The sequence below is a fragment of the Streptomyces sp. NPDC000345 genome (assembly GCF_042898825.1).
GTDB lineage: Bacteria > Actinomycetota > Actinomycetes > Streptomycetales > Streptomycetaceae > Streptomyces.
In genome coordinates, this window is sequence record NZ_JBIAZE010000004.1 from 426,988 (window position 1) to 448,187 (window position 21,200).

17 protein-coding genes and 3 pseudogenes are annotated in these 21,200 nt (G+C 73.2%); 10 read left to right on the forward strand and 10 right to left on the reverse strand.

Annotated features, from left to right (window positions below; translation table 11 throughout):
- Positions 1 to 31: 31 nt before the first annotated feature.
- Together ACFY30_RS12220 and ACFY30_RS12225 are read left to right on the forward strand one after the other, a co-directional pair.
- A pseudogene (locus ACFY30_RS12220) lies at positions 32 to 157 on the forward strand (NADP-dependent oxidoreductase); the annotation flags it as partial.
- A 59-nt stretch (positions 158 to 216) separates the two neighbouring features.
- Positions 217 to 930 carry a GNAT family N-acetyltransferase gene (locus tag ACFY30_RS12225; protein ID WP_390845109.1) on the forward strand — a complete coding sequence of 238 codons (714 nt, stop codon included), beginning with the start codon at positions 217 to 219 and terminating at the stop codon, positions 928 to 930.
- A 123-nt stretch (positions 931 to 1,053) separates the two neighbouring features.
- Here ACFY30_RS12225 and ACFY30_RS12230 read toward each other — a convergent pair whose 3' ends face one another.
- Positions 1,054 to 1,485 carry a MarR family winged helix-turn-helix transcriptional regulator gene (locus ACFY30_RS12230; RefSeq protein ID WP_390845281.1) on the reverse strand — a complete coding sequence of 144 codons (432 nt, stop codon included), beginning with the start codon at positions 1,483 to 1,485 and terminating at the stop codon, positions 1,054 to 1,056.
- A 240-nt stretch (positions 1,486 to 1,725) separates the two neighbouring features.
- On the opposite strand from ACFY30_RS12230, the gene ACFY30_RS12235 reads away from it, so the two are divergent.
- Complete coding sequence (locus ACFY30_RS12235) at positions 1,726 to 2,526, forward strand: putative protein N(5)-glutamine methyltransferase (RefSeq protein ID WP_390845110.1); 801 nt, start codon at positions 1,726 to 1,728, stop codon at positions 2,524 to 2,526.
- On the opposite strand, the gene ACFY30_RS12240 is transcribed toward ACFY30_RS12235, so the two are convergent.
- Positions 2,519 to 3,220: a hypothetical protein gene (locus ACFY30_RS12240; RefSeq protein WP_390845111.1), complete on the reverse strand. Its 702-nt coding sequence runs from the start codon at positions 3,218 to 3,220 to the stop codon at positions 2,519 to 2,521. The genes ACFY30_RS12235 and ACFY30_RS12240 overlap by 8 nt on opposite strands.
- Before the next feature lie 132 nt (positions 3,221 to 3,352).
- On the reverse strand, positions 3,353 to 5,413 hold the full coding sequence (locus ACFY30_RS12245; protein ID WP_390845112.1) for a SpoIIE family protein phosphatase: 2,061 nt from the start codon (positions 5,411 to 5,413) through the stop codon (positions 3,353 to 3,355).
- A 245-nt stretch (positions 5,414 to 5,658) separates the two neighbouring features.
- Here ACFY30_RS12245 and ACFY30_RS12250 point away from each other — a divergent pair, with 245 nt between their 5' ends.
- The 4 genes from ACFY30_RS12250 (at position 5,659) to ACFY30_RS12265 (ending at position 9,760) form a co-directional block, all read left to right on the forward strand.
- Positions 5,659 to 6,543 carry a hypothetical protein gene (locus ACFY30_RS12250; RefSeq protein WP_390845113.1) on the forward strand — a complete coding sequence of 295 codons (885 nt, stop codon included), beginning with the start codon at positions 5,659 to 5,661 and terminating at the stop codon, positions 6,541 to 6,543.
- A gap of 124 nt (positions 6,544 to 6,667) precedes the next feature.
- Positions 6,668 to 7,036 carry a hypothetical protein gene (locus tag ACFY30_RS12255; protein WP_390845114.1) on the forward strand — a complete coding sequence of 123 codons (369 nt, stop codon included), beginning with the start codon at positions 6,668 to 6,670 and terminating at the stop codon, positions 7,034 to 7,036.
- A 131-nt stretch (positions 7,037 to 7,167) separates the two neighbouring features.
- Entirely contained in the window at positions 7,168 to 9,183 is a 2,016-nt protein-coding gene (locus ACFY30_RS12260; RefSeq protein WP_390845115.1) for an FAD-dependent oxidoreductase, read from the forward strand.
- Positions 9,184 to 9,214: 31 nt separating this feature from the next.
- The gene (locus ACFY30_RS12265) at positions 9,215 to 9,760 is read left to right on the forward strand and encodes a PadR family transcriptional regulator (protein WP_390845116.1); all 546 of its coding nucleotides are present in this window, start codon (positions 9,215 to 9,217) and stop codon (positions 9,758 to 9,760) included.
- On the opposite strand, the gene ACFY30_RS12270 is transcribed toward ACFY30_RS12265, so the two are convergent.
- Entirely contained in the window at positions 9,757 to 10,311 is a 555-nt protein-coding gene (locus ACFY30_RS12270; RefSeq protein ID WP_390845117.1) for a hypothetical protein, read from the reverse strand. The genes ACFY30_RS12265 and ACFY30_RS12270 overlap by 4 nt on opposite strands.
- 157 nt (positions 10,312 to 10,468) lie before the next feature.
- Positions 10,469 to 11,434, reverse strand: coding sequence for a fibronectin type III domain-containing protein (locus ACFY30_RS12275; protein WP_390845118.1), 966 nt, complete (start codon positions 11,432 to 11,434; stop codon positions 10,469 to 10,471).
- Positions 11,435 to 11,826: 392 nt separating this feature from the next.
- Here ACFY30_RS12275 and ACFY30_RS12280 point away from each other — a divergent pair.
- A pseudogene (locus tag ACFY30_RS12280) lies at positions 11,827 to 12,522 on the forward strand (glycoside hydrolase family 75 protein); the annotation flags it as partial.
- A 442-nt stretch (positions 12,523 to 12,964) separates the two neighbouring features.
- On the opposite strand, the pseudogene ACFY30_RS12285 reads toward ACFY30_RS12280, so the two are convergent.
- The 5 genes and pseudogenes from ACFY30_RS12285 to ACFY30_RS12305 form a co-directional block, all read right to left on the reverse strand.
- Positions 12,965 to 13,282, reverse strand: a pseudogene (locus ACFY30_RS12285) (SDR family oxidoreductase); the annotation flags it as partial.
- A gap of 206 nt (positions 13,283 to 13,488) precedes the next feature.
- Positions 13,489 to 13,899, reverse strand: a complete 411-nt coding sequence (locus ACFY30_RS12290; RefSeq protein WP_390845119.1) for a PTS fructose transporter subunit IIA — start codon at positions 13,897 to 13,899, stop codon at positions 13,489 to 13,491.
- A gap of 7 nt (positions 13,900 to 13,906) precedes the next feature.
- Positions 13,907 to 14,506: a dihydroxyacetone kinase subunit DhaL gene (dhaL, locus tag ACFY30_RS12295; RefSeq protein ID WP_390845120.1), complete on the reverse strand. Its 600-nt coding sequence runs from the start codon at positions 14,504 to 14,506 to the stop codon at positions 13,907 to 13,909.
- Between the two features lie 50 nt (positions 14,507 to 14,556).
- A complete protein-coding gene (gene dhaK, locus ACFY30_RS12300; RefSeq protein WP_390845121.1) occupies positions 14,557 to 15,549 on the reverse strand; it encodes a dihydroxyacetone kinase subunit DhaK in 993 nt (330 codons plus the stop codon).
- 395 nt (positions 15,550 to 15,944) lie between these two features.
- Positions 15,945 to 16,631 carry a TetR/AcrR family transcriptional regulator gene (locus ACFY30_RS12305; RefSeq protein ID WP_390845122.1) on the reverse strand — a complete coding sequence of 229 codons (687 nt, stop codon included), beginning with the start codon at positions 16,629 to 16,631 and terminating at the stop codon, positions 15,945 to 15,947.
- A 177-nt stretch (positions 16,632 to 16,808) separates the two neighbouring features.
- On the opposite strand from ACFY30_RS12305, the gene ACFY30_RS12310 reads away from it, so the two are divergent.
- The gene (locus ACFY30_RS12310) at positions 16,809 to 17,687 is read left to right on the forward strand and encodes an NAD(P)H-binding protein (protein ID WP_390845123.1); all 879 of its coding nucleotides are present in this window, start codon (positions 16,809 to 16,811) and stop codon (positions 17,685 to 17,687) included.
- A 233-nt stretch (positions 17,688 to 17,920) separates the two neighbouring features.
- Positions 17,921 to 21,151, forward strand: coding sequence for a fused isobutyryl-CoA mutase/GTPase IcmF (gene icmF, locus ACFY30_RS12315; RefSeq protein ID WP_390845124.1), 3,231 nt, complete (start codon positions 17,921 to 17,923; stop codon positions 21,149 to 21,151).
- The last annotated feature ends 49 nt before the right edge of the window (positions 21,152 to 21,200 follow it).

A 21,200-nucleotide genomic window follows, 5' to 3' on the forward strand; every position in this document is an offset into this window, starting at 1 on the left:
GGTCCGGCGGCGCCGAAGGAGAGTGGGAGCAATGCCGAAGGCGTACGTCTTCACCCGGTACGGCGGCCCGGAGACCGAGGCGCTCGTGGACGTCGACCGGCCCCGGCCGGGCCCCGGCCAGGGGGTCCCCGCGGTACGCGCGGCGGGCGGGCACCCCGCCGGTTCCGCGGCCGGCCACGCCGGGGACAGGGGAGTGAGCACGACCGGGGCGGGCGTATGAGCGGCCCGGCACGGCGTCACGTCCTGGACAATCCCGCCCTCGCCTCCCTCACCGGCCCGCACGCGCACCTCGCCGAGCGCCGGGGCCGTGTGCTGCGTTACCCGGCGGACGTCTCGCCCTGGCTGGCGCTGCCCGACGAGCCGGACGCCGACGACTGGGCGGACCTCGCGGCTCTCGCCGGGCCCGGCGCGGAGGTCCCGCTGCCCGGCTTCCGGGGCGAGGTCCCCGAGGGCTGGGAGATCACCTTCCGGGTCGAGGGCGTCCAGCTCGTCGACGAAGGGCTGGCCGCGGCCCCTGACCCCGAGGCGGTCCGCCTCGGCCCCGCCGACGTCCCCGAGATGCTCGACCTGGTCGCCCGCACCCGGCCCGGCCCCTTCGAGCAGCGCACCGTGGAACTCGGCACGTATCTCGGCATCCGCAGGGAGGGTGCCCTGATCGCCATGGCCGGCGAGCGCCTCCACCCGCCGGGGTGGACCGAGATCAGCGCGGTCTGCACCGACCCCGCCTTCCGTGGCGAGGGCCTCGCGACCCGTCTGGTCCTCGCCGTCGCCCACGGCATCCGCGCCCGCGGGGAGACCCCCTTTCTGCACACCGGCGCCGGCAACACCGGTGCCGTCCGGCTCTACGAGTCCCTGGGCTTCCGCCTGCGCCGCAGAACGGCGTTCCTGGCGGCGCGGGTGCCGGAGCGGCCGACGGCTCTCGTGCCGTAGGAGGCGGGCGGCGGCTCCGGTGCCGTCAGGCGGGGCGCCGCCGCCGTGCGCCGCACGGCGGCGAGGGTCCGCCGGGGTGGGCCGCGCCGGCGCGGGACCGGCCGGTGTGACCCGGCGCCGGGGTCAGCCGGCGTCGGGGAGCGAGGCGTTGTACCGCACCAGGTACTGCGCGAACCGCTCCAGATCCTTGCGCGGCCAGCCGGTGAGCCGCTCCCGGAAGGCCGCGCGGCGGCTCTCGGTGACCTGGGCGAGGATGCGCCGGCCGGCCTCGGTGAGATGGAGGACGTGCACCCGGTGGTCCTGCGGGTCGAGCCGCCGTTCGACCAGGTCCGCCCGCTCCAGGGCCGCGACCTGGCGGCTGACCGTCGACTTGTCCAGGGCGTAGTGCGCGGCCAGGTCGGTGGCCCGGCAGCCGCCGCTCTCCTCCAGATGGCCGAGGAGGGTGTACGAGACCAGCGACAGCTCGGGATGCAGCCGCCCGGCGGAGGCGCGGGCGCGGCGGGCGAAGACCGTCATCTCCCGCTGGATGGTCTCCACGGCCTCGGCTGCGTCCACCATGTCCGCTCCTCCTCGCTCCTCCGGTTGCACAGTACAACTTGAGTGCCGGCCTTCGGCCGTCCCCGTTGGGGTAGGGTGATCGTCCGGCTGCGGAGGTACCCAGCCGTGCCGGACCGAGGAGGTGGGACCCATCACCGCAGTGTCAGGTGGGGTGCTCTCCCCTCGGAGCGGCGTGGATCGCCGCCCGTAGGCTCACGCGGGAGCGCCCTTCGACTCCCGAAAGGCTCTCGGCTCTCCATGCCTCCGTTCTCCCCGCCCGCCTCCTTCCCCTCCCGTGACGCCGTCGTCGCCGCGCTGCGCGCCGCCGGGTGCGTCTTCGCCGAGGACGAGGCGGAGCTGATCCTCTCCGCCGCCCGGACGCCCGGCGAACGCGACGCGATGGTGACGCGCCGCGTGGCCGGTCACCCTCTCGAACTCGTCGTCGGCTGGGCCGAGTTCCGCGGGCTGCGCATCACCGTCGAACCCGGCGTCTTCGTGCCCCGCCGCCGCACCGAGTTCCTGGTCGAACAGGCCCTCGCGCACGCCTCGCACACGTCCGTCGTCGTGGACCTGTGCTGCGGTTCGGGCGCGGTCGGCGCGGCCCTCGCCGCCGCGCTGGGCGAGGTCGAACTGCACGCCGCCGACATCGACCCGGCGGCCGTGCGCTGCGCCCGCGCCAATGTCGCCGCCGCCGGCGGCCACGCCCACGAGGGCGACCTGTTCGAGGCGCTCCCCGGCCGGCTGCGCGGCAGGATAGGCATCCTGGCCGCCAACGTGCCCTACGTCCCCACCGACGAGGTCCCCCTGCTGCCGGCGGAGGCGCGCGACCATGAGCCGCTCACCGCCCTGGACGGCGGCGACGACGGCCTCGACGTGCTGCGCAGGGTCGCCGCCGAGGCCCCCGAGTGGCTCGCACCGGGCGGGATCCTCCTGGTCGAGACCAGCGAACGGCAGGCCCCGGACGCCGTCGGGGCCTTCACCCGTGCCGGTCTGAGCGCGCGCCTGGCCGAGGACGGGGAGCGGTACGCCCACGTCGTCGTCGGCACCAGGGTCAGGTAGCGGCGCCGCTGCCCGTGGGGCTGGGGGAGCGGTCGTCCCCGCGGTCCCACGGGCCGTGCCCCGGGAAACCGCCGCGGCCGTCGTCCCGGTCCGGGCCCCGGTCGCGGAAGTCGCCGGACAGGACCCGGGCCGCCGTGTACGTGTCGCCGGAACGGGACCCCACGACGACGACCGTGTCGCCCTTCTTCAGCGCGTCGGCGCCGGAACCGGACGTGCCGTCGGCGCGCACCGGCGTGTCCGGACCGACCGTCCATGTCCACGAGGTGCCGTCCTCGCTCTTCACGGTGACCCGGTCGCCGTCGGCCTTCTCGACCGTGCCCCGCTGCCAGACCCGTACCACCCACTCGCCGGTGTCGCGGTCCTTGACGGTCGCCTCGCCGTGCACCGCGTCGCCGCCCAGCCCGAAGCCGGACCAAGGGCCGCCGCGGCCGTGCCGGCCACCGGGATCCTCCGGGGACGACGAGGCCGAGGGGGACGCGGACGGCGAACCACCGGACGTGCCGCCCGACGTGGCCGCGTAGGCGACCGTGCCGCCGAGGGCCAGGACCGCGACGGCGGTGGCCGCGATCACCGTCCGCCCGCGTGCCGAGCGGCGCCGCCACAGCGCGCGCGGGGAGGCCGACCGCTCCTCGCCGCCCGTCCCCGACAGCACCTCGACCCGGTCCGGCCGCTGCTCATGCTCGTGCTCGTGCATTCGGCTCACCTTCCTCGGCCCGGCAGGCGGGCACGACGGGCACTCCTCACTGTGATTGTCGGAGGAGTGCGGTAAGGAAGAGGTAATAAATGCCTGTGAATCGGGGCGTACGGCGTCCCCGCCCGCGCGCCCTCATCCGCGGGCCCGGGCCACCAGCAGCGCCACGTCGTCGTGGTTGTCGGGGTGGTGCAGCGCGGTCAGCAGATGGTCGCAGAGCTCCTCCAGCGGGCGCCCGGGATCGCCGAGGAGCGCGAGCAGCGCGTCCAGACGCTCGTCGAGGGAGTGCAGCCGGGTCTCCACCAGGCCGTCGGTGTAGAACACGAGCTGGTCGCCGGGCGTGAAGTCGACGTCGGTCGTCGAGAAGGCCACCCCGCCCACGCCCAGCGGCGCGCCCGTGGGCAGGTCGAGCAGTTCCGGCGGCAGGCCCGGGCGCACCCGGACCGGCGGCAGATGCCCGGCGTTGGCGATGCGGCACCTGCCGAGCCGCGGGTCGTGGACGGCGTACACACACGTGGCGATGGAGTGGTCCAGGCCGTCGGTGATCTTGTCCAGGTGCTCCAGGAGCACCGCCGGGTCGAGGTCGAGGGAGGCCAGCGTGGTCGTCGCGGTGCGCAGCCGGCCCATCGTGGCGGCGGCGTCGATACCGCTGCCCATCACATCGCCGACGACGAGCGCGGTCTTGCCGTCCTGGAGCGGGATGACGTCGAACCAGTCGCCGCCGACCTCCGTGGTGGCGCCCGCCGGCTGGTAGCGGGAGGCGACCTCAAGGCCGCCGGTGACCGGCGGATGGCTGGGCAGCAGGCTGCGCTGGAGGGTGAGCGCGGTCGTACGGGCGTTCTGGTACCAGCGGGCGTTGTCGATCTGCACGGCGGCGCGGGCGGCCAGCTCCCGGGCGAGCAGCAGATCGTCCCGGCCGAACGCCAGCGGGTTGTGGATCCGCTTGAGATCCAGGGCGCCGAGCACCTCGCCCCGCGCGATGAGCGGTACGGCCAGGTAGGAGTGCACGCCCGCCCGGGCCAGCAGACCGGCCGCCTCGGGGGAGGGCGCGATGCGGGCCAGGTCCTCGTCCTTGACCTGCGTCACCATGACGGGCCGCCCGGTGCGCACGCACTCGGTGATCAGCTGGTCGGGGGCGTAGCGGACCACCCGCCCGGCCGGGTCGGCGGCCCGCAGCACCTCCGGCGCGTCGACGGCCCGCACCGCAAGGGAGCGGATGGCCGCCGCCTCGGTGGGCCGCGGACCGGAGCGCCGGCCCGCCACCACCTCGTCCAGCAGGTCCACCGTGGCCACGTCCGCCAGCTCCGGCACGGCGACCTCGGCCAGCTCGCAGGCGGTGCGCTCCAGGTCCAGCGTGGTGCCGATCCGCGCGGAGGCGTCGGCGATCACGGCCAGCCGGCGCCGGGCCGCCTCGGCCTCCACGCCCGCCCGGTACTGCTCGGTGATGTCGATGACCGAGGCGGCCACGCCCAGCACCGTGCCGCGCGAGTCCTCCAGCCGGTACAGCGAGAGCGACCAGGCGTGTTCCTCGACCGGGTCCGCCCCGGTGCGCCCGACCGTGGACCGGTCGACGAGCGGCACCCCGGTCCGCAGCACGTCGCGCACGGCCGCCTCCAGGGCGTCCGCGTCCACCGCGGGCAGCACGTCGCGCATCCTGCGGCCGACGTGGTCCTTCGGCGGCACGCCGTTGATCCGGGCCAGCGCCTCGTTGACCGAGACATAGCGCAGTTCCGTGTCCACGACGGCCAGACCGATGGGTGACTGCGCGACCATCCGCGTCGACAGCGCCACGTCCCGCTCCAGCCGGCGCACCGTCGACTGGTCCGCCGCGAGACCCAGCGCGAAGACGTCGCCCCGGTCGTTGACGAGCCGCATGTTGCGGAACTCCACCATCCGGGTGGAACCGTCCTTGCACCGGACCGGGAACGCGCCCGCCCAGCTCTGTCCGGTGGCCATGACGTCGGCGAACAGCTTGACGACCAGGTCGACATGGCGCTCGTGGATCATCACCTGGGCCGCGTACTGCCCCAGGGCCTCGGCCGCCGAGTATCCGAACAGCTCCTCGGCCTGGGGGCTCCACAGCACGATGCGTCCCTCGGTGTCGAGCACCACCGAGGCGACGTTCAGCACGTCCAGCAGCCCACTGGGCCCGACCGGCCCACCACCCGAGGCCGAGGACGATCCGGCTGCACTCATGCCACGCACCGCCTCCGCATGTCGCCGCGGCACGTCGTCCCCCGTGCCGACTCCCCCTGTTCTACCGCGCTCAACCCTCTTCTCCCACGGCTCCGGACACTTTTCTCCATGCTTCCTCCAGTACGGCGGCGACCGCTGTTCCCCTCAAGGACGGGCCCCGTCCATCGAATTGGTCTGTACATGACGACCGCGTCGCGCCAGACTGTCCGCCGACTGCGCCCCGCCCCCCCACGAGGAGCCCCCGCATGCCCCTGCGCCCCGCCCGGCCCCGCCGCCATGCGGTCCGCACCGCCCTCGTCGCGCTGGCCACCGCGACGGCCGCCGCTCTCCTCGCCGCCCCGCCCGCCTCGGCCGCCGGCACCTGGACCGAGACCGGCTCCGACCGCGCCGACCCGCTCACCGAGAGCCAGGGTCTGACCTCCGTCGAGGTCCCCGCCGGCAGCGCCAACCGGTACACCGGCATCGGAACCATCCCCCTCTCCGTCTCCGGCCGCGGCTGGAACCACGTCGGCGACCCCGACGCCTCCTACGGCGGCAACTACGTCGAGCCCTACCAGAGCGACTCGGGCACCTCGAAGATGTACCGGGTGCAGGCGCCCGGCGGCACCTGGTCGGAGTACGTCCACGCGCTGGGACAGGGAGAGGCGCTGAACAACTCCTGGGTGGCCATCACCCCGGACAGCCAGTGGATGCTGTCGGGCGAGTACGGCACCATGACCCGCTTCCTCGTCCTCCCGACCCCGGGCGCCAACTCCGCCACCTCGCCCTCGGCGAACCTGCCGCAGGTGTCGACCGTCCGCCTGGACCACGCCGTACGCGATGTCCAGGGCTGCGACTTCACCGGGCCGACGACCCTGCTGTGCTCCTCCGACGACCCGGCCGGCACGCTCTTCGGCATCACCAGGCCCCTCCTCCAGGTCGACCTGTCGGCCGCGCCCGACGGCACCTCCGACGTCACGGGCCATGTCACGGCCCTGCGCCCGCTGCCGCTGCGCAGCTCCTGCTCGGGGACCTTCGAGGCGGAGGGCATCGACTACGACCGCCGTACCGCGACCCTGCGCGTGATCGTGGTGTCGCCCGGCTTCTGTGTGCTGACGGACAGCAAGACGTACCGCTTCACCAAGAGCTGACCGTGCCGGCCGTCTCTGCCGGCCGTCACTGGTGGCGCCCGGAAAGTGGTGCTTTTCTGGGGATGTGGCGCGGCGTGCGGGGAACCCGCACCGCCGTGCCACCGCCATGAGAGGAGCGATCACGATGGACCGTGAGCGTCTGCACGAGGAGCCCGTCTCCCTCGAGATCAGCGGATGCAGCAAGGAGGACGCCCGGATCGTCTTCGACGCGCTCTGCACCTGCTTCGAGTCCGACCGGGGCCCGGAAGAGGTGCCGCAGCAACTCCACGAGAGCCGCCCGATGGTGTGGCTGGGCACGTTCGAGGTCACCGAGACCCACTCCTGTCCGCCGCCGGCCCGGCTGTCGTCCTCCGTCGAGGCCGACGCGCAGGGCGGCTACTGGGCCATCGAGCGGCTGCGTTCCACGCTGGACTCGCTCTTCGCCGTGCGCGACCTCTCCTCGGCCTCCGGTGACCAGGAGCGGGAGCTGCACGTCCTTCTCGAGAGCAGGTGAGGCGCGGGCGGGTGTGCCGCACGGCGGGTGAGGTGCGGCACACCCCCGGGCAGTGATTGTGCAACTAGTTGCATAAACCGTGTGCGGTCCTCTAGAACTGGAGGCGACCAACGCCGCGCACGGAGGCCGCCATGAGCCGTTACCCGCATCTGCTGAGCCCGCTCGACCTGGGCTTCACCACGCTGCCCAACCGCGTCCTGATGGGCTCGATGCACGTGGGCCTGGAGGAGGCCGACCGCGGCTTCGAGCGCATGGCGGAGTTCTACGCCGCCCGCGCCCGAGGGGGCGTGGGCCTGATCGTCACCGGCGGCATCGCCCCCAACGACGAGGGGCGCCCGGCCGAGGGCGGAGCCAAGCTCACCACCGACGAGGAGGCCGAGCAGCACCGGCAGATCACCGAGGCGGTGCACCGCGAGGGCGGCCGCATCGCGCTGCAGATCCTGCACTTCGGCCGCTACGCCTACCACCGCGACCTGGTGGCGCCGAGCCCCCTGCAGGCCCCCATCAGCCCCTTCACGCCCCGCGAGCTGACCGACGCCGACGTCGAGCGCACCATCGACGACTACGCCCGCACCGCCCGCCTCGCGCAGCAGGCCGGGTACGACGGCGTCGAGATCATGGGCTCCGAGGGCTACCTCATCAACGAGTTCATCGCCGCCCCGACCAACCGCCGCACCGACCGCTGGGGAGGCGCGTACGAGAACCGCATGCGCTTCCCCGTCGAGATCGTGCGCCGGGTGCGCGAGGCGGTCGGCGAGAACTTCATCGTCGTCTACCGGCTGTCCATGCTGGACCTGGTGCCCGGCGGCTCCACGCTCGACGAGGTCGTCACCCTCGCGAAGGCCGTCGAGGCGGCCGGCGCGACCATCATCAACACCGGCATCGGCTGGCACGAGGCCCGCATCCCCACCATCGCCACCTCCGTGCCGCGCGGCGCCTACACCTGGGTGACGAAGAAGCTCATGGGCGCGGTGTCCGTCCCGCTGGTCACCACCAACCGCATCAACACCCCGGAACTCGCCGAGCAGTTGCTCGCCGACGGCTGCGCCGACATGATCTCCATGGCCCGTCCGATGCTGGCCGACCCGGACTTCGTGAACAAGGCCGCCGCCGGTACACCCGAGGCCATCAACACCTGCATCGGCTGCAACCAGGCCTGCCTCGACCACACCTTCAGCGGCAAGATCACCTCCTGCCTGGTCAACCCGCGGGCCTGCCACGAGACCGAACTGGTCCTGTCCCCGACCCGGCTGCGCAAGCGCGTCGCGGTCGTCGGCGCGGGCCCGGCGGGTCTCGCCTGCGCCGTGAGCGCCGCCGAACGCGGCCACGAGGTCACCCTGTTCGACGCGGCGAGCGAGATCGGCGGCCAGCTCAACGTCGCCCGCAAAGTCCCCGGCAAGCAGGAGTTCGACGAGACGCTGCGCTACTTCCGCCACCAGCTCGACGCGCACGGTGTCGACGTACGCCTCGGCACGCCGGTGACGGCGGCCGACCTGGGCGACTACGACGAGGTGGTCGTCGCCACCGGCGTCACCCCGCGCACCCCCGACATCCCCGGCGTCGACCACCCGAGCGTCGTCGGCTACCTCGACGTCCTGCGCGACGGCGCGCCCGTCGGCGACCGGGTCGCGATCCTCGGCGCGGGCGGTATCGGCTTCGACGTCGCCGAGTTCCTGACCGACGGCGGCGACAAGGCGAGCGAGGACCCGGCGGCGTACTTCCGCCAGTGGGGCGTCGACACGGACTACACGGCACCGGGCGGTCTCGCGGCCCCCGAACGCCCCGCCCCGCCCCGCCGGGTCCACCTCCTGCAGCGCAAGACCACCAAGGTCGGCGCCGGCCTCGGCAAGACCACCGGCTGGATCCACCGCGCCGAACTCAAGCACCGGGGCGTGACGATGGTCCCGGGCGTGCGCTACGACCGCATCGACGACGCCGGCCTGCACATCACCGTCGGTGAGCAGAGCACGGTCCTGGAGGTCGACACCATCGTGCTGTGCACCGGCCAGGACCCTCGCCGCGACCTGTACGAGGCACTGCTGGCCGCCGGCGTGAACGCGCACCTCATCGGCGGCGCCGACGTGGCCGCCGAACTGGACGCCAAGCGCGCCGTCAAGCAGGGCACCGAGCTGGCGGCGGCACTGTAGGCCCGCAGGGGCACGTCCCTAGGATGACCCCATGTCACTCCCGCACGCGATCCTCACCGCCCTGCTAGAGAAGCCGTCGTCGGGACTCGACCTGACCCGCCGGTTCGACAAGTCGATCGGCTACTTCTGGTCGGCGACGCACCAGCAGATCTATCGCGAGCTGGGAAAACTGGAGGCCGAGGGCCATATCCGGGCCCTGCCCGCCGAGCAGCCGGCCCGCGGGCAGAAGAAGGCCTACGAGGTCCTGCCCGCGGGCCGCGCCGAACTGGCCCGCTGGACGGCCGCGTCCCAGGACCCCAAGCCGCACCGCGACACGCTGCTGCTCCGGCTGCGGGCCGCGGCGGTCGTCGGCACCGCGGGTCTGGAGGCCGACCTGCGCCGCCATCTCGACCTGCACCGGCGGCAGCTGGCCGAGTACGAGCGGATCGAGAAGCGCGACTTCCCGCCCGGCGACACCGGCGCGCAGGCCAGGCTGCAGCACCTGGTCCTGCGCGCCGGCATCGAACTGGAGACCTTCTGGACCCAGTGGCTCACCGAGGCCCTGCGGGAACTCCCCGTCGTGGAGGAGGGGACCTAGAGGCGGTACGGCTTCGAGCGGCGGCGCAGGAACCAGGCCGCCGCGATGACGCCCACGCCCACCAGCGCACCCCCGACCCCCATCGTCACGGGGCCGACGTCGCGGGCCGCGCCGCCGAGGCCGCCCATGACACCGCGCGAGGGCGAGGCGGTCGCGGTCGGGGAGACGCTGGGGGAGACCGTCGGGGTGGGCGGGGTCGACACGATCACGGACTGGGTGCCCGCGGTGTTGCCGTTGGAGCACATGACGATCACGGTGTACGTGCCCGGGGACACGCTAGACCAGGCGGCGGACTGGCTGACGGCCGTCCCCGACAGCGCCACCTGGCGCCCCTGGGCGAAGCTCGCCTGACTGCTGTTGAGCAGGGCCGCGGTGCCCCAGTTGCCGTTGATTTGGGCGCAGGCGCTGGTCACCACGGACACCGTGGTGCCGGTCGTGCTCACCGAGATGCCGGAGACCGCGGCAGCCGGCTGCGCGGTCAGGGCGAGCGACAGCGCGGCGGCGGCTGCCACGGTCATTCCTGAGCGGAGAAGAAGAAGGGAAGTGCGCATCGGATGTCCTCCGGCGGCACGGTTGGCGGTACATCCCGTGCGCCGCCGAGGGTCGGGTACGCCCGTGCTGCCTCAGAGGAAGCCAACGTGCCCCGGTGGTGTCGCGCACCCGGACCGCATCCGGGCAGGTGACGGATTCCTTCGGACGGCCCAGGCGTCAGCCGGGCGCCCCCGTGGTCACCGTCCGCTCCGCCGAGTACGCCCCCCAGGTCCCGTCCGGCAGCCGAGCCCGCAGCCGCACCCGGTGCGTGACCCCTTTCTCACGTCCCGCGTAGAAGCTGTACGCCGCCCGGCCGCGCGGCGGCGGACCGCCCCACACCAGCGAGGTGGCCACCGCCCCGTCGAGCTGGATCCCGTACTCGGTGACCACGCCGTCCACCCGCGGCGCCACCCACGACAGGTCGATGTAGTACGCCCCGTCGGCCGCGTGCCGGGTCGTGGCACGGAAGCCCGCGGGCGCCGTGCCGCCTCCCCCGCCGGCGTCGGACGGGGTGGTCACGCGCACGGCCGCACCGGCCGGGGAGAGATGGTCGGCGGCGTCCCGGGCGCGGACGGTGAAGGAGTAACGGGTGCCGGGCCGCAGCCCCGTGACGACCGTCGCGGTCTGGGTCCCGCCGACGCTGTGGATGCGGGTCCCGCCCTGGTAGACCTCGTACGACACCACCTCGCGGTCGTCCGTGGACGCCGACCAGGACAGCTGGACCGCCCGGCTTCCGGCGGCCCGGCCGGTGACCTCGCCCGGGCGGGTCGGCGCCGAGGTGTCCGCCGGAGCCGCCGCCGGTGTCGTCGCCCGGACCTGCCGGCTGGGCGGCCCGAGCCGGCCCTCGCCGTCACGGGCCCGCACGGTGAAGACGTACGAGGTGGCCGGCGCGAGACGCACGACGTCGAGCATGTGCGCGGAGCCGGGCACGTCGCCGACCTTCGTGGTGCCCCGGTACACCTCGTACGCGCCGACCGGCGGGTCCGCCGCGACGGCGTTCCACATCACGTGCACGCTGGTCGCGCTCCCGGCCCGTGCGGTCACCCCCGTCGGAGCGCCGGGCGCCCGCCCGTCGTCACCGTCGCCGGCCGCGCACCCGCACGACACGGCCAGCACCCACGCGCACAGCGTCACGCGTCGCACGGCTTCGCCTCCCGGAACCGGCGCGGCGGCAATGGTCCGGACCAATATGGCGCGGTCGTGCGGGCACGGCAAGACGGTGAACGAACGAAGACGGCGGTACGGGGGCGGGGGTTGCGTGACGGCTCGGGAAAGTTTCGTATGCTGATGTTCCTCCCGGCCGAACTCTCCCTGAGGGCGGTTGTGTTCGGGCCGGTGGCGCGGAACGCTGTCGTCGCTGATCCCGCGCCGGCGCAGTGGCCGGGGGGCCGGAGCCCGAGACGGCGCCGGCCCCCCGGCCACTGTCGGGCCGTCAGAAGCGTGCACCGTACGGCCCCCTCGGAATGGCCCCGGAATGCGACCCCCACCAGATTGGGCTGAGTGTCCGTCACCGTCCCACGAGAGGGTCCCGTACCGTGCGCGCCCAGTCGCTGACCCTGGCCGCGGCCGGCCTCGCCCTGCTGGCCCCGAGCTCCGTCCCCTCCGCCGTCCGGCAGACGCAAGGCACCCCCGGGCCGCCCGCGATACGGCAGGAGGGCTCCGTCCACGCCGCCGACCTGCTGGCCCGGGTGCGGGACTGCGCCCCCGTCTCGCGGAGCCGCTACCGCACGGACGACGGCGTGCCCGCGACCGTCCCGGTCTGCGGCACCCCCGAGGCGGTCTTCTGGACGGCCGACATGGACATCGACTGCGACGGCCGCCCCGGCCCGCACTGCAACAGCGGCGTCGACCCGCTGTTCTCCGAGACCACGGCCTTCACCCAGTCCGACGGCCGCTATCTGAGCGCCGAGACACTGCCCTACATCGTCGTGCCCGACGTGAGCGACGTCTGGAACCACCGCGAGCACGGGGTGCGCGGAGGGTCGGTGGCGGCGGTCGTCTACCGGGACCGGGTGCAGTACGCGGTCGTCGGCGACGTGGGACCGCCCGACATCATCGGCGAGGCCTCCTACGCCACCGCGGCGGCTCTCGGTATCCGCCCCGACCCGCACGGCGGCGGCACCCCGTCCGGTGTCACCTACATCGTCTTCAAGGACTCCCGCGCCACGCCCATCGAGAGCCATGTGTCCGCCATGGAGACGGGGGAGCGGCTGGCCCGGGCGTTCGTGCGGGCCGTGGTGCGGACGGAGCGGCGGCCGGCGGCGCCGGTGGCGCCGATGGACGCCGGGACGGCGGCCCGGTATCCGAGGGGCCCTGAGGTGTCGGCGCTGCCGTCGGGACGGTGGGGCCCCGAGGTGTCCGCGCTGCCGTCGGGACGGTGGGGCCCGGAGATGTCGGCGGCCCTGCCGTCGGGACGGCCGAAGCCGGCGGCCGCCGGCGAAAGTTCGGCGGACCGGACGGCGGCGGCCGGAGCGGCCCGTGGGCAGGAGGGCGGGGAAGCCCGGGGCGGCCACGGGGCCGCCGGGGCCGAGGACGCGCAGGAGACGGAGCGGACCGCGCTCGCCGAGGCCGACGAAGGGGTGGGGGAGGAGGAGTAGTGCGGCCCGCCGGAGGCCGGACGGCCGGGGAGCCGAGTGGCCGTCCGACGTCTGCGGGGGTGGGGGTGGGGCGTCGGACGGCGGACCAGCCGTCGTCCACCGGCAGGACCACGCCGTTGATGTTGCTCGCCGCGTCCGAGGCGAGGAACACGATCGCGGCGGCCTGCTCCTCCGGCTCGGCCAGCCGGCCGACGTTGACGAAGTGCGGGCCCAGTGCCGCCGGGCCGTGGGCCGCCGGATCCACGTCCACCCCGATCGCCGTCCTCGTGCCGCCCGGTGCGATCGCGTTGGCGCGGATGCGCTTGCCCCGGTACATCACCGCGAGGGACTTCGTCAGGCCGACCACGCCGTGCCGGCCGGCGATCCAGGCGGCGATGTTCAACGCGGCCCCGCGCTCCGCCGTGGAACACCACGCGTGGCGGACCGCCGACCCCGCCACGGACCCGGCGACGGCCCGCGCCGGGCTCGCGGACGCCCTCCGCTCGGCCCTCGCCGTCGCCGCGGAGGGCCTGAGCTGACCCGGAGGCCGGCCCGGAACGCGCTCGGACCTTCCAGGCTTCCCGTCACGCGTCCCGGCCTCCCGTCACACCTCCCGGCCCGTCACACCTTCCGGTAGTCGTACGCCTCCACGGCCGCCGCCTCCACCGCGTCCAGGTCGGCTCCCGTCGCCGCCGTGACCACCGCGGCCACCGCGCCCTCGACGAACGGGGCGTCCACCAGGCGGGCGGTCGCGGGGAGCTCGTCGCCCTCGGCGAGCAGCGCCTTGACCGTGAGGACGGCGCTGCCCAGGTCGGTGAGGAGCGCGACGCCGGCGCCCCGGTCGACGGAGGCGGCAGCGGCGGCGACCAGCTCGGCGCTGGTGCCCATCCCGCCGCCCTCGGTGCCCCCGGCCGCGGCGACCGGCACGGCCGCGCCGCCGCCCGCGAGCCCCCGGGCCAGATCCGCCACGGCGGTCGCCACCGCGGCGCTGTGCGAGACCAGCACGATCCCGACCAGTTTCTCGTCGCTCACCTTCGCCTCACTTCCCCTCGGCTTCCACGAGCCCCGCGACGAGCAGGGCGGACGAGGTGGCCCCCGGATCCTGGTGCCCGATGCTGCGCTCCCCGAGGTAGCTGGCCCGGCCCTTGCGTGCCTGGAGGGGGATCGTCGCCTCGGCGCCCTGCTCGGCCGCGGTCCGGGCGGCGCCGAAACCGTCACCGAGCGCGTCCACCGCCGGCACCAGCGCGTCGATCATCGTCTTGTCGCCCGGCGCGGCACCCCCGAGCTGCATCACGGCGTCCACGCCCGCCCGCAGCGCCTGCGCGAACTCCTCCTCGCTCACCTCCGCCGCGTCCCCGAGCGCCTTCCCGGTCCGTCGCAGCAGCGTGCCGTACAGGGGGCCCGAGGCTCCGCCGACCGTGGAGATGAGCTGGCGCCCGGCGAGGACGAGGACCGCGCCCGGGGTCTGCGGCCCCTCCTTCTCCAGCGCCGCGGTCACCGCGGTGAACCCGCGCAGGAGGTTGCTGCCGTGGTCGGCGTCCCCGATGGGCGAGTCGAGGGCCGTGAGCCGTTCCGCCTCGCGGTCGACGGACGCGGCGGTCGCCGTCATCCAACGGCGGAAGAAGTCGGCGTCGAGCACTGGGTCTCCTTGCGTGTCGGTTCGGTGGCTGCCTGCCCTGCTTTTCCGCCTCACATGCCCCAGCGCAGGCCCGGCGTCTTCACCGGCGCGTCCCACAGCCGCAGCAGCTCCTCGTCGACCTGGCACAGGGTGACCGAGGCGCCGGCCATGTCGAGGGAGGTGACGTAGTTGCCGACGAGCGTCCGGGCGACGGCCACCCCGCGCTGGGTCAGCACCCGCTGCACCTCCGCGTTGAAGCCGTACAGCTCCAGCAGGGGCGTCGCGCCCATGCCGTTGACCAGGACGAGGGCGGGGTTGCGCGGGGTCATGTCGTCCAGGATCGCCTGCACCGCGAAGTCGGCGATCTCCCCGGACGTCATCATCGCCCGCCGCTCCCGGCCCGGCTCGCCGTGGATGCCGATGCCGAGCTCCAGCTCGCCGGGCGGCAGGTCGAAGGTGGGGCTGCCCTTGGCGGGCGTGGTGCACGCGCTCAGCGCGACGCCGAAGGTGCGGGAGTTCTCGTTCACCTGCCGGGCGACCGCCTGGACCCGCTCCAGCGGCTGCCCCTCGTCGGCTGCGGCGCCCGCGATCTTCTCCACGAACAGCGTCGCGCCCGTGCCGCGCCGCCCGGCCGTGTAGAGGCTGTCGGTGACGGCGACGTCGTCGTTGACCAGCACTTTGGCGATCTGGATGCCCTCGTCCTCGGCGAGCTCGGCCGCCATGTCGAAGTTGAGCACGTCGCCGGTGTAGTTCTTCACGATGAAGAGCACACCCGCGCCGCTGTCCACGGCGGCAGCCGCCCGCAGCATCTGATCGGGCACGGGCGACGTGAACACCTCGCCGGGACATGCCGCGGAGAGCATCCCGGGTCCGACGAACCCGCCGTGCAACGGCTCGTGCCCCGACCCGCCGCCGGACACCAGGCCCACCTTGCCGGCCACCGGCGCGTCCCGCCGTACGACCACCCGGTTCTCGACGTCGACGGTCAGTTCGGGGTGAGCGGCGGCCATTCCGCGCAGCGCGTCCGCGACCACGGATTCCGGAACGTTGATCAGCATCTTCATGGGGATCTCCTAGCGAGCCTAGAAGGTTGTCTTCGCCTGTGTTTTCGCTGTTCAGAGCGGTTTCGGTAGCTGCCGACCTCGGGTCCGTGGCGGCCGCGGGCGGGTGGTGGCGGTTCCGATGCCGACGTGATGTTCGACTTCGGTGACGTCGTGTCAGACCTGGCGATGGATCGACGGCGTGCCGACTGGAGTCCTACAAAGGCAGTATCGGCCTTGCGGCTGTGAAGGTCACCTGAGCGGCATCCAGGGCGGGCGGGTGAAGGCGGCTCTCGACAGCGAGATCAGGGGGCCCGCGGCTTCGACCTCGGACCATCCGCGATCTCGACGGCGGCATGCGCCCGGGCCTGCCCCGGTCCCGGAGAACACCGCTGCAGCGGCTCGCGCGAAGCCGGTGATCAGCGTTGCAGCCACTCGTCGAGGAGGGTGAGCTCAGCCGGGCTGAGGCCGGGCAGTTCGGGCAGGAGGGTGCGGAAGGCCGCCACGATCGCCGCCGGGTCCCGGGTGGGGACGGCCGGCTCGTCGGTGAAGACGACCCGCGCGACCGCGTCGAAGGCGGCGTCGGCCAGGTGCGGGTCGCTCTGGTCCGGTGGCAGGGTCAGAAGGGTGTGGATGGTTCCGGTTCCTGCCGCGCGGATGAGGTTGACGGCGCGTTCCTCACTCACCCGGAGCCGTCCGGCTGCGGCGACTCTGTGCACCCGCTCGGCGAGGATCCGCACACCGGTGGACATCGCGGGGGTGTCGCGTGCGCGTGACGGGTCGAGCAGGAGGCCGTAGACGTGCGGGTGGGCCAGGCCGAAGCCGATCTGCGTGTTCCACCCGTCGCGGAGGTCCTCCACAGGATCCTGTGAGGGTGCGGTGGCCTGTTTGCCCGCCACGTGCTCGGCGAACACGTGCTCCACCACGGCGTCCAGCAGGTCGTCCTTGCCCTGGAAGAAGCGGTACAGCGCGGGTGGCTGCAGCCCCGCCTCCTGGGCCACGCGGCGTGTGGTCACGGCAGTCGGCCCATGATCGCGCAGCAGGTCCGCCGCAGCCTCCACGATGCGGTCCCGGGTGCTGTCTCTCCGCTGCGGATTCGAAGACATGGGAACGATGATACCGCCTGGGCTGCCCGTGATCGCCGCCGGTGGCAGGCGGCTGAACTGGCTTTATGCGAGGGCGTCGGGGACCGCACAGCGCTGGACGCTCCTGTTGCTCTCACTGGAAGTATCAGTGTTACCGTGTTTTCTGGTATCACTGGAAATCGACAGAGGGAGTCCTCGATGCTGATCGTCACCGGAGCCACCGGCCGCCTCGGATCGCTGATCGTCGACCGCTTGCTGGAGCGGGTGCCGGCCGGCCGGATCGGCGTGAGCGTGCGCGACGTGAGCAAGGCCGCTCACCTTGCCGAGCGCGGCGTCCGGGTCCGGGCGGGAGACTTCACCGACCCCGGCAGCCTGAAGCACTCCCTGGAAGGCGCCGAGCGCGTCCTGGTCGTCTCCGCGGCCATACGGGGCGGCGCCGCGGTGAGCGCGAACTGCGCCGCCATCGACGCGGCACGGGAGGCGGGTGCCCGGCACATCCTCTACACCAGCCACCAGGCCGCATCCCCCACCTCGCTCTTCCCGCCGCAGAAGGTCCACGCGGCCACCGAGGAACATCTCGCGCGGCAAGGGGTCTCCTGGACGGCTCTGCGCAACGGGTTCTACGCCTCCACGCTCGACCGCTACATCGGCGCGGCTCTGCGGACCGGCGTCCTCGCCGTGCCGCAGGACGGCCCGGTCTCCTGGACGGCCCACGAGGATCTCGCGGAAGCCGCGGCCCTCGCGCTGACCGGCGGCGGCACGCTCGAAGGGGCCACGCCGCCGCTGGCGGCCCCCCACGCACTGGATTTCGCCGATGTCGCCGGCATCCTCAGCCGCATCACCGGCCGGACCGTCACCCGGACCGTCATGGACGACGACGCATGGATCTCCGCGGCGGTCGCCACCGGGATGCCGCGACCGGCCGCGGAGTTCGCCCTGACGATGTTCGCCGCGGCACGCGGCGGCGAGTTCCACGCCGTCGGCCCCGCTCTCGAAGCCGTCGTCGGCCGCCCCGCCAGGTCCGTCCACGAAGTCCTGGAGACCGCCGTACGCTCCCACGGGACGGGGCGCCCCTGACGCCCCGGTTCGCGCAGGTGGCCCGGACGGGCCCGCGGCAGGCCGGCTGCCCCGCACCGTCGCGGTGAGGAACCGCGTCCGGCTCGGGGCGGTCGAGTCGTTCGGTTTCCTGTGTGCGGCATGCGCGGCCGCGGTGCGGGATACGTCACAGCGGCGCCGTCTGCGGTAAATTAGTAGGACGTCCTACTATCTCGGGGTCGGCGTACCCCTGACCTCTCCGGGAAGGCCTCCCCATGAGCGAAGTGCACCGTCCCGTGCACCCCATCCGTCTGATCACGGCTTCGGCCCTGTTCGACGGGCACGACGCCTCGATCAACATCATGCGCCGGATCTTCCAGTCCCAGGGCGCGGAAGTGATCCACCTCGGGCACAACCGGTCGGTCCAGGAGGTCGTGGACGCGGCGCTCGAGGAGGACGTCCACGGTGTGGCGGTCTCGTCGTACCAGGGCGGCCATGTGGAGTACTTCGAGTACCTGGTCGAGTCGCTGCGCCGGCAGGGCGCGGAGCACATCCGTGTGGTGGGCGGCGGTGGCGGTGTCATCGTGCCCGAGGAGATCGCCCGGCTGCGCCAGAGCGGGGTGACGATCTTCTCGCCGGAGGACGGCCAGCGGATGGGCCTGGCCGGGATGGTCAACTCGGTCGTGAGGGACTGCGACTTCGACCTGTGGGACGGCAGGCCGGCGGACGCGGCCGCCGTCCTCGCGGGCGACCGGTTCGCGATCGCCCGCGCCGTCACCGGTGCCGAACTGGGCAAGCTGCCCGCCGAGTTCGTGGAGCAGGTGCGGGCCGGCGCGGCGGCGCGGACCACGCCGGTGCTCGGCATCACGGGCACGGGCGGGTCGGGCAAGTCGTCGCTGACCGACGAGCTGGTGCGCCGCTTCCGGGTCGACCAGCAGGACAAACTGCGGATCGCGGTGATCGCGGTCGACCCGACCCGCCGCCGCGGCGGGGGCGCGCTGCTCGGCGACCGGATCCGGATGAACTCCCTCGACGGCAACCGGGTCTTCTTCCGGAGCCTGGCCACCCGGGGGAGCCGTGAACTGCCCGAGCACCTCGCGGACGTGATCGACGTCGTGAAGGCGGCCGGATTCGACCTGGTGATCGTGGAGACGCCGGGCATCGGCCAGGGCGACGCCGCGATCGTGCCGTTCGTCGACACCTCGATGTACGTGATGACGCCGGAGTTCGGCGCCGCGTCGCAGCTGGAGAAGATCGACATGCTCGACTTCGCCGACGTCGTGGCCATCAACAAGTTCGAACGGCGCGGAGCGAAGGACGCGCTGCGTGACGTGGGCCGCCAGCTGGTCCGCAACCGCGAGGCGTTCGGCAAGCGGCCGGAGGACATGCCGGTCTACGGCACCTCCGCGGCCACCTTCAACGACGACGGGGTCACGGCGCTCTACCAGCACCTCAAGGCCGCCCTCGCCGAGCGGGGCCTGCCGCTGCTCCAGGGCGCGCTGGCGCCGGTCGGCGTACGCCACTCCTCCGGCATCCGGCAGGTGGTCCCCGCGGACCGGGTGCGCTACCTCGCCGAGATCGCCGACAGCGTGCGCGCCTACCACGCCGAGACCGGCCGGCTGGCCGAGGCGGCGAGGCGGGTGCAGCGGCTGGAGACCGTCGCGGACGAACTCGCCGCGGCGGGCTCCGACGCCGCGGACGTGAGGGCGCTGCTCGACGGCGCCCGCAACGAGCTCCCGCACCACGTCGTGGAGCAGCTCCGCGACTGGCCCGCCGTCGTGGCCTCCTACTCCGGCGACGAGCAGGTGGTGAAGGTCCGGGACAAGGAGATCCGTACCAAGCTGACGCGTGAGTCGCTCTCGGGCAACAAGGTGCCGCGCGTCGCGCTGCCCCGGTTCACCGACCACGGAGAGCTGGTGCGGTTCTGGCGCAGGGAGAACCTGCCCGGCTACTTCCCCTTCACCGCAGGGGTGTTCCCGTTCAAGCGCGACGGCGAGGACCCGGCGCGGATGTTCGCCGGGGAGGGCGATCCGTTCCGCACCAACCGGCGCTTCAAGCTGCTGTCCGAAGGCCAGCCGGCCACCCGGCTGTCCACCGCCTTCGACTCGGTCACCCTCTACGGCCGCGACCCGGACGAACGCCCCGACATCTACGGCAAGGTCGGCACCTCCGGGGTCTCGGTGGCCACCCTCGACGACATGAAGGCGCTCTACGACGGCTTCGACCTGGTCGCCCCCACGACCTCGGTCTCCATGACGATCAACGGCCCCGCCCCGACGATCCTCGCGTTCTTCCTCAACACCGCCGTCGACCAGCAGCTGGACGCCTTCCGCGCCGCCGAGGGCCGCGACCCCTCTCCGGACGAGGCCGCCGAGCTGCGCGCACGCGCCCTGGCGAACGTGCGGGGCACGGTGCAGGCGGACATCCTCAAGGAGGACCAGGGCCAGAACACCTGCCTGTTCTCCACCGAGTTCTCCCTGCGGATGATGGCGGACATCCAGGAGTGGTTCATCGCCCACCAGGTCCGCAACTTCTACTCGGTGTCCATCTCCGGCTACCACATCGCCGAGGCCGGCGCGAACCCCGTCAGCCAGCTCGCCTTCACCCTGGCCAACGGCTTCACCTACGTGGAGGCCTACCTCGCCCGGGGCATGCACATCGACGACTTCGCCCCGAACCTGTCGTTCTTCTTCTCCAACGGCATGGACCCCGAGTACTCCGTCCTCGGCCGGGTGGCCCGCCGGATCTGGGCCGTCGCGATGAAGGAGAAGTACGGCGCCAACGAGCGCAGCCAGAAGCTGAAGTACCACGTCCAGACCTCCGGACGCTCCCTGCACGCCCAGGAGATGGACTTCAACGACATCCGTACGACGCTGCAGGCGCTCATCGCGATCTACGACAACTGCAACAGCCTGCACACCAACGCCTACGACGAGGCGGTCACCACCCCCACCGAGGAATCCGTCCGCCGCGCCCTGGCCATCCAGCTGATCATCAACCGGGAATGGGGCCTGGCGATGAACGAGAACCCCCTCCAGGGCTCGTTCGTCATCGACGAACTCACCGACCTGGTCGAAGAGGCCGTCCTCCAGGAGTTCGAGCGGATCAATGAGCGCGGGGGTGTGCTCGGCGCCATGGAGACCGGCTACCAGCGCGGCCGGATCCAGGACGAGTCGATGCTCTACGAGCAGCGCAAGCACGACGGCACGCTGCCCATCATCGGCGTCAACACCTTCCGCAACCCCCACGCCGACACCGCCGAGCACGGAGTGGTCGAGCTGGCCCGCGCCACCGAGGAGGAGAAGCGCTCCCAGCTGGAGCGCGTCCGGGACTACCAGGCCGGTCACCGCGACGAGGCGCACGCGGCCCTGGCCGCCCTCAAGGACGCGGCGGTCAACGACCGCAACGTGTTCGCCGTGCTCATGGACGCGGCCCGGGTCTGCTCCCTGCAGCAGATCACCGACGCGTTCTTCGAGGTGGGGGGCCAGTACCGCCGTAACGTGTGAGGACCGGCCCCTCGGGTCGTCCGGGGGAACCGCGGCAGGCGCCCCCGGC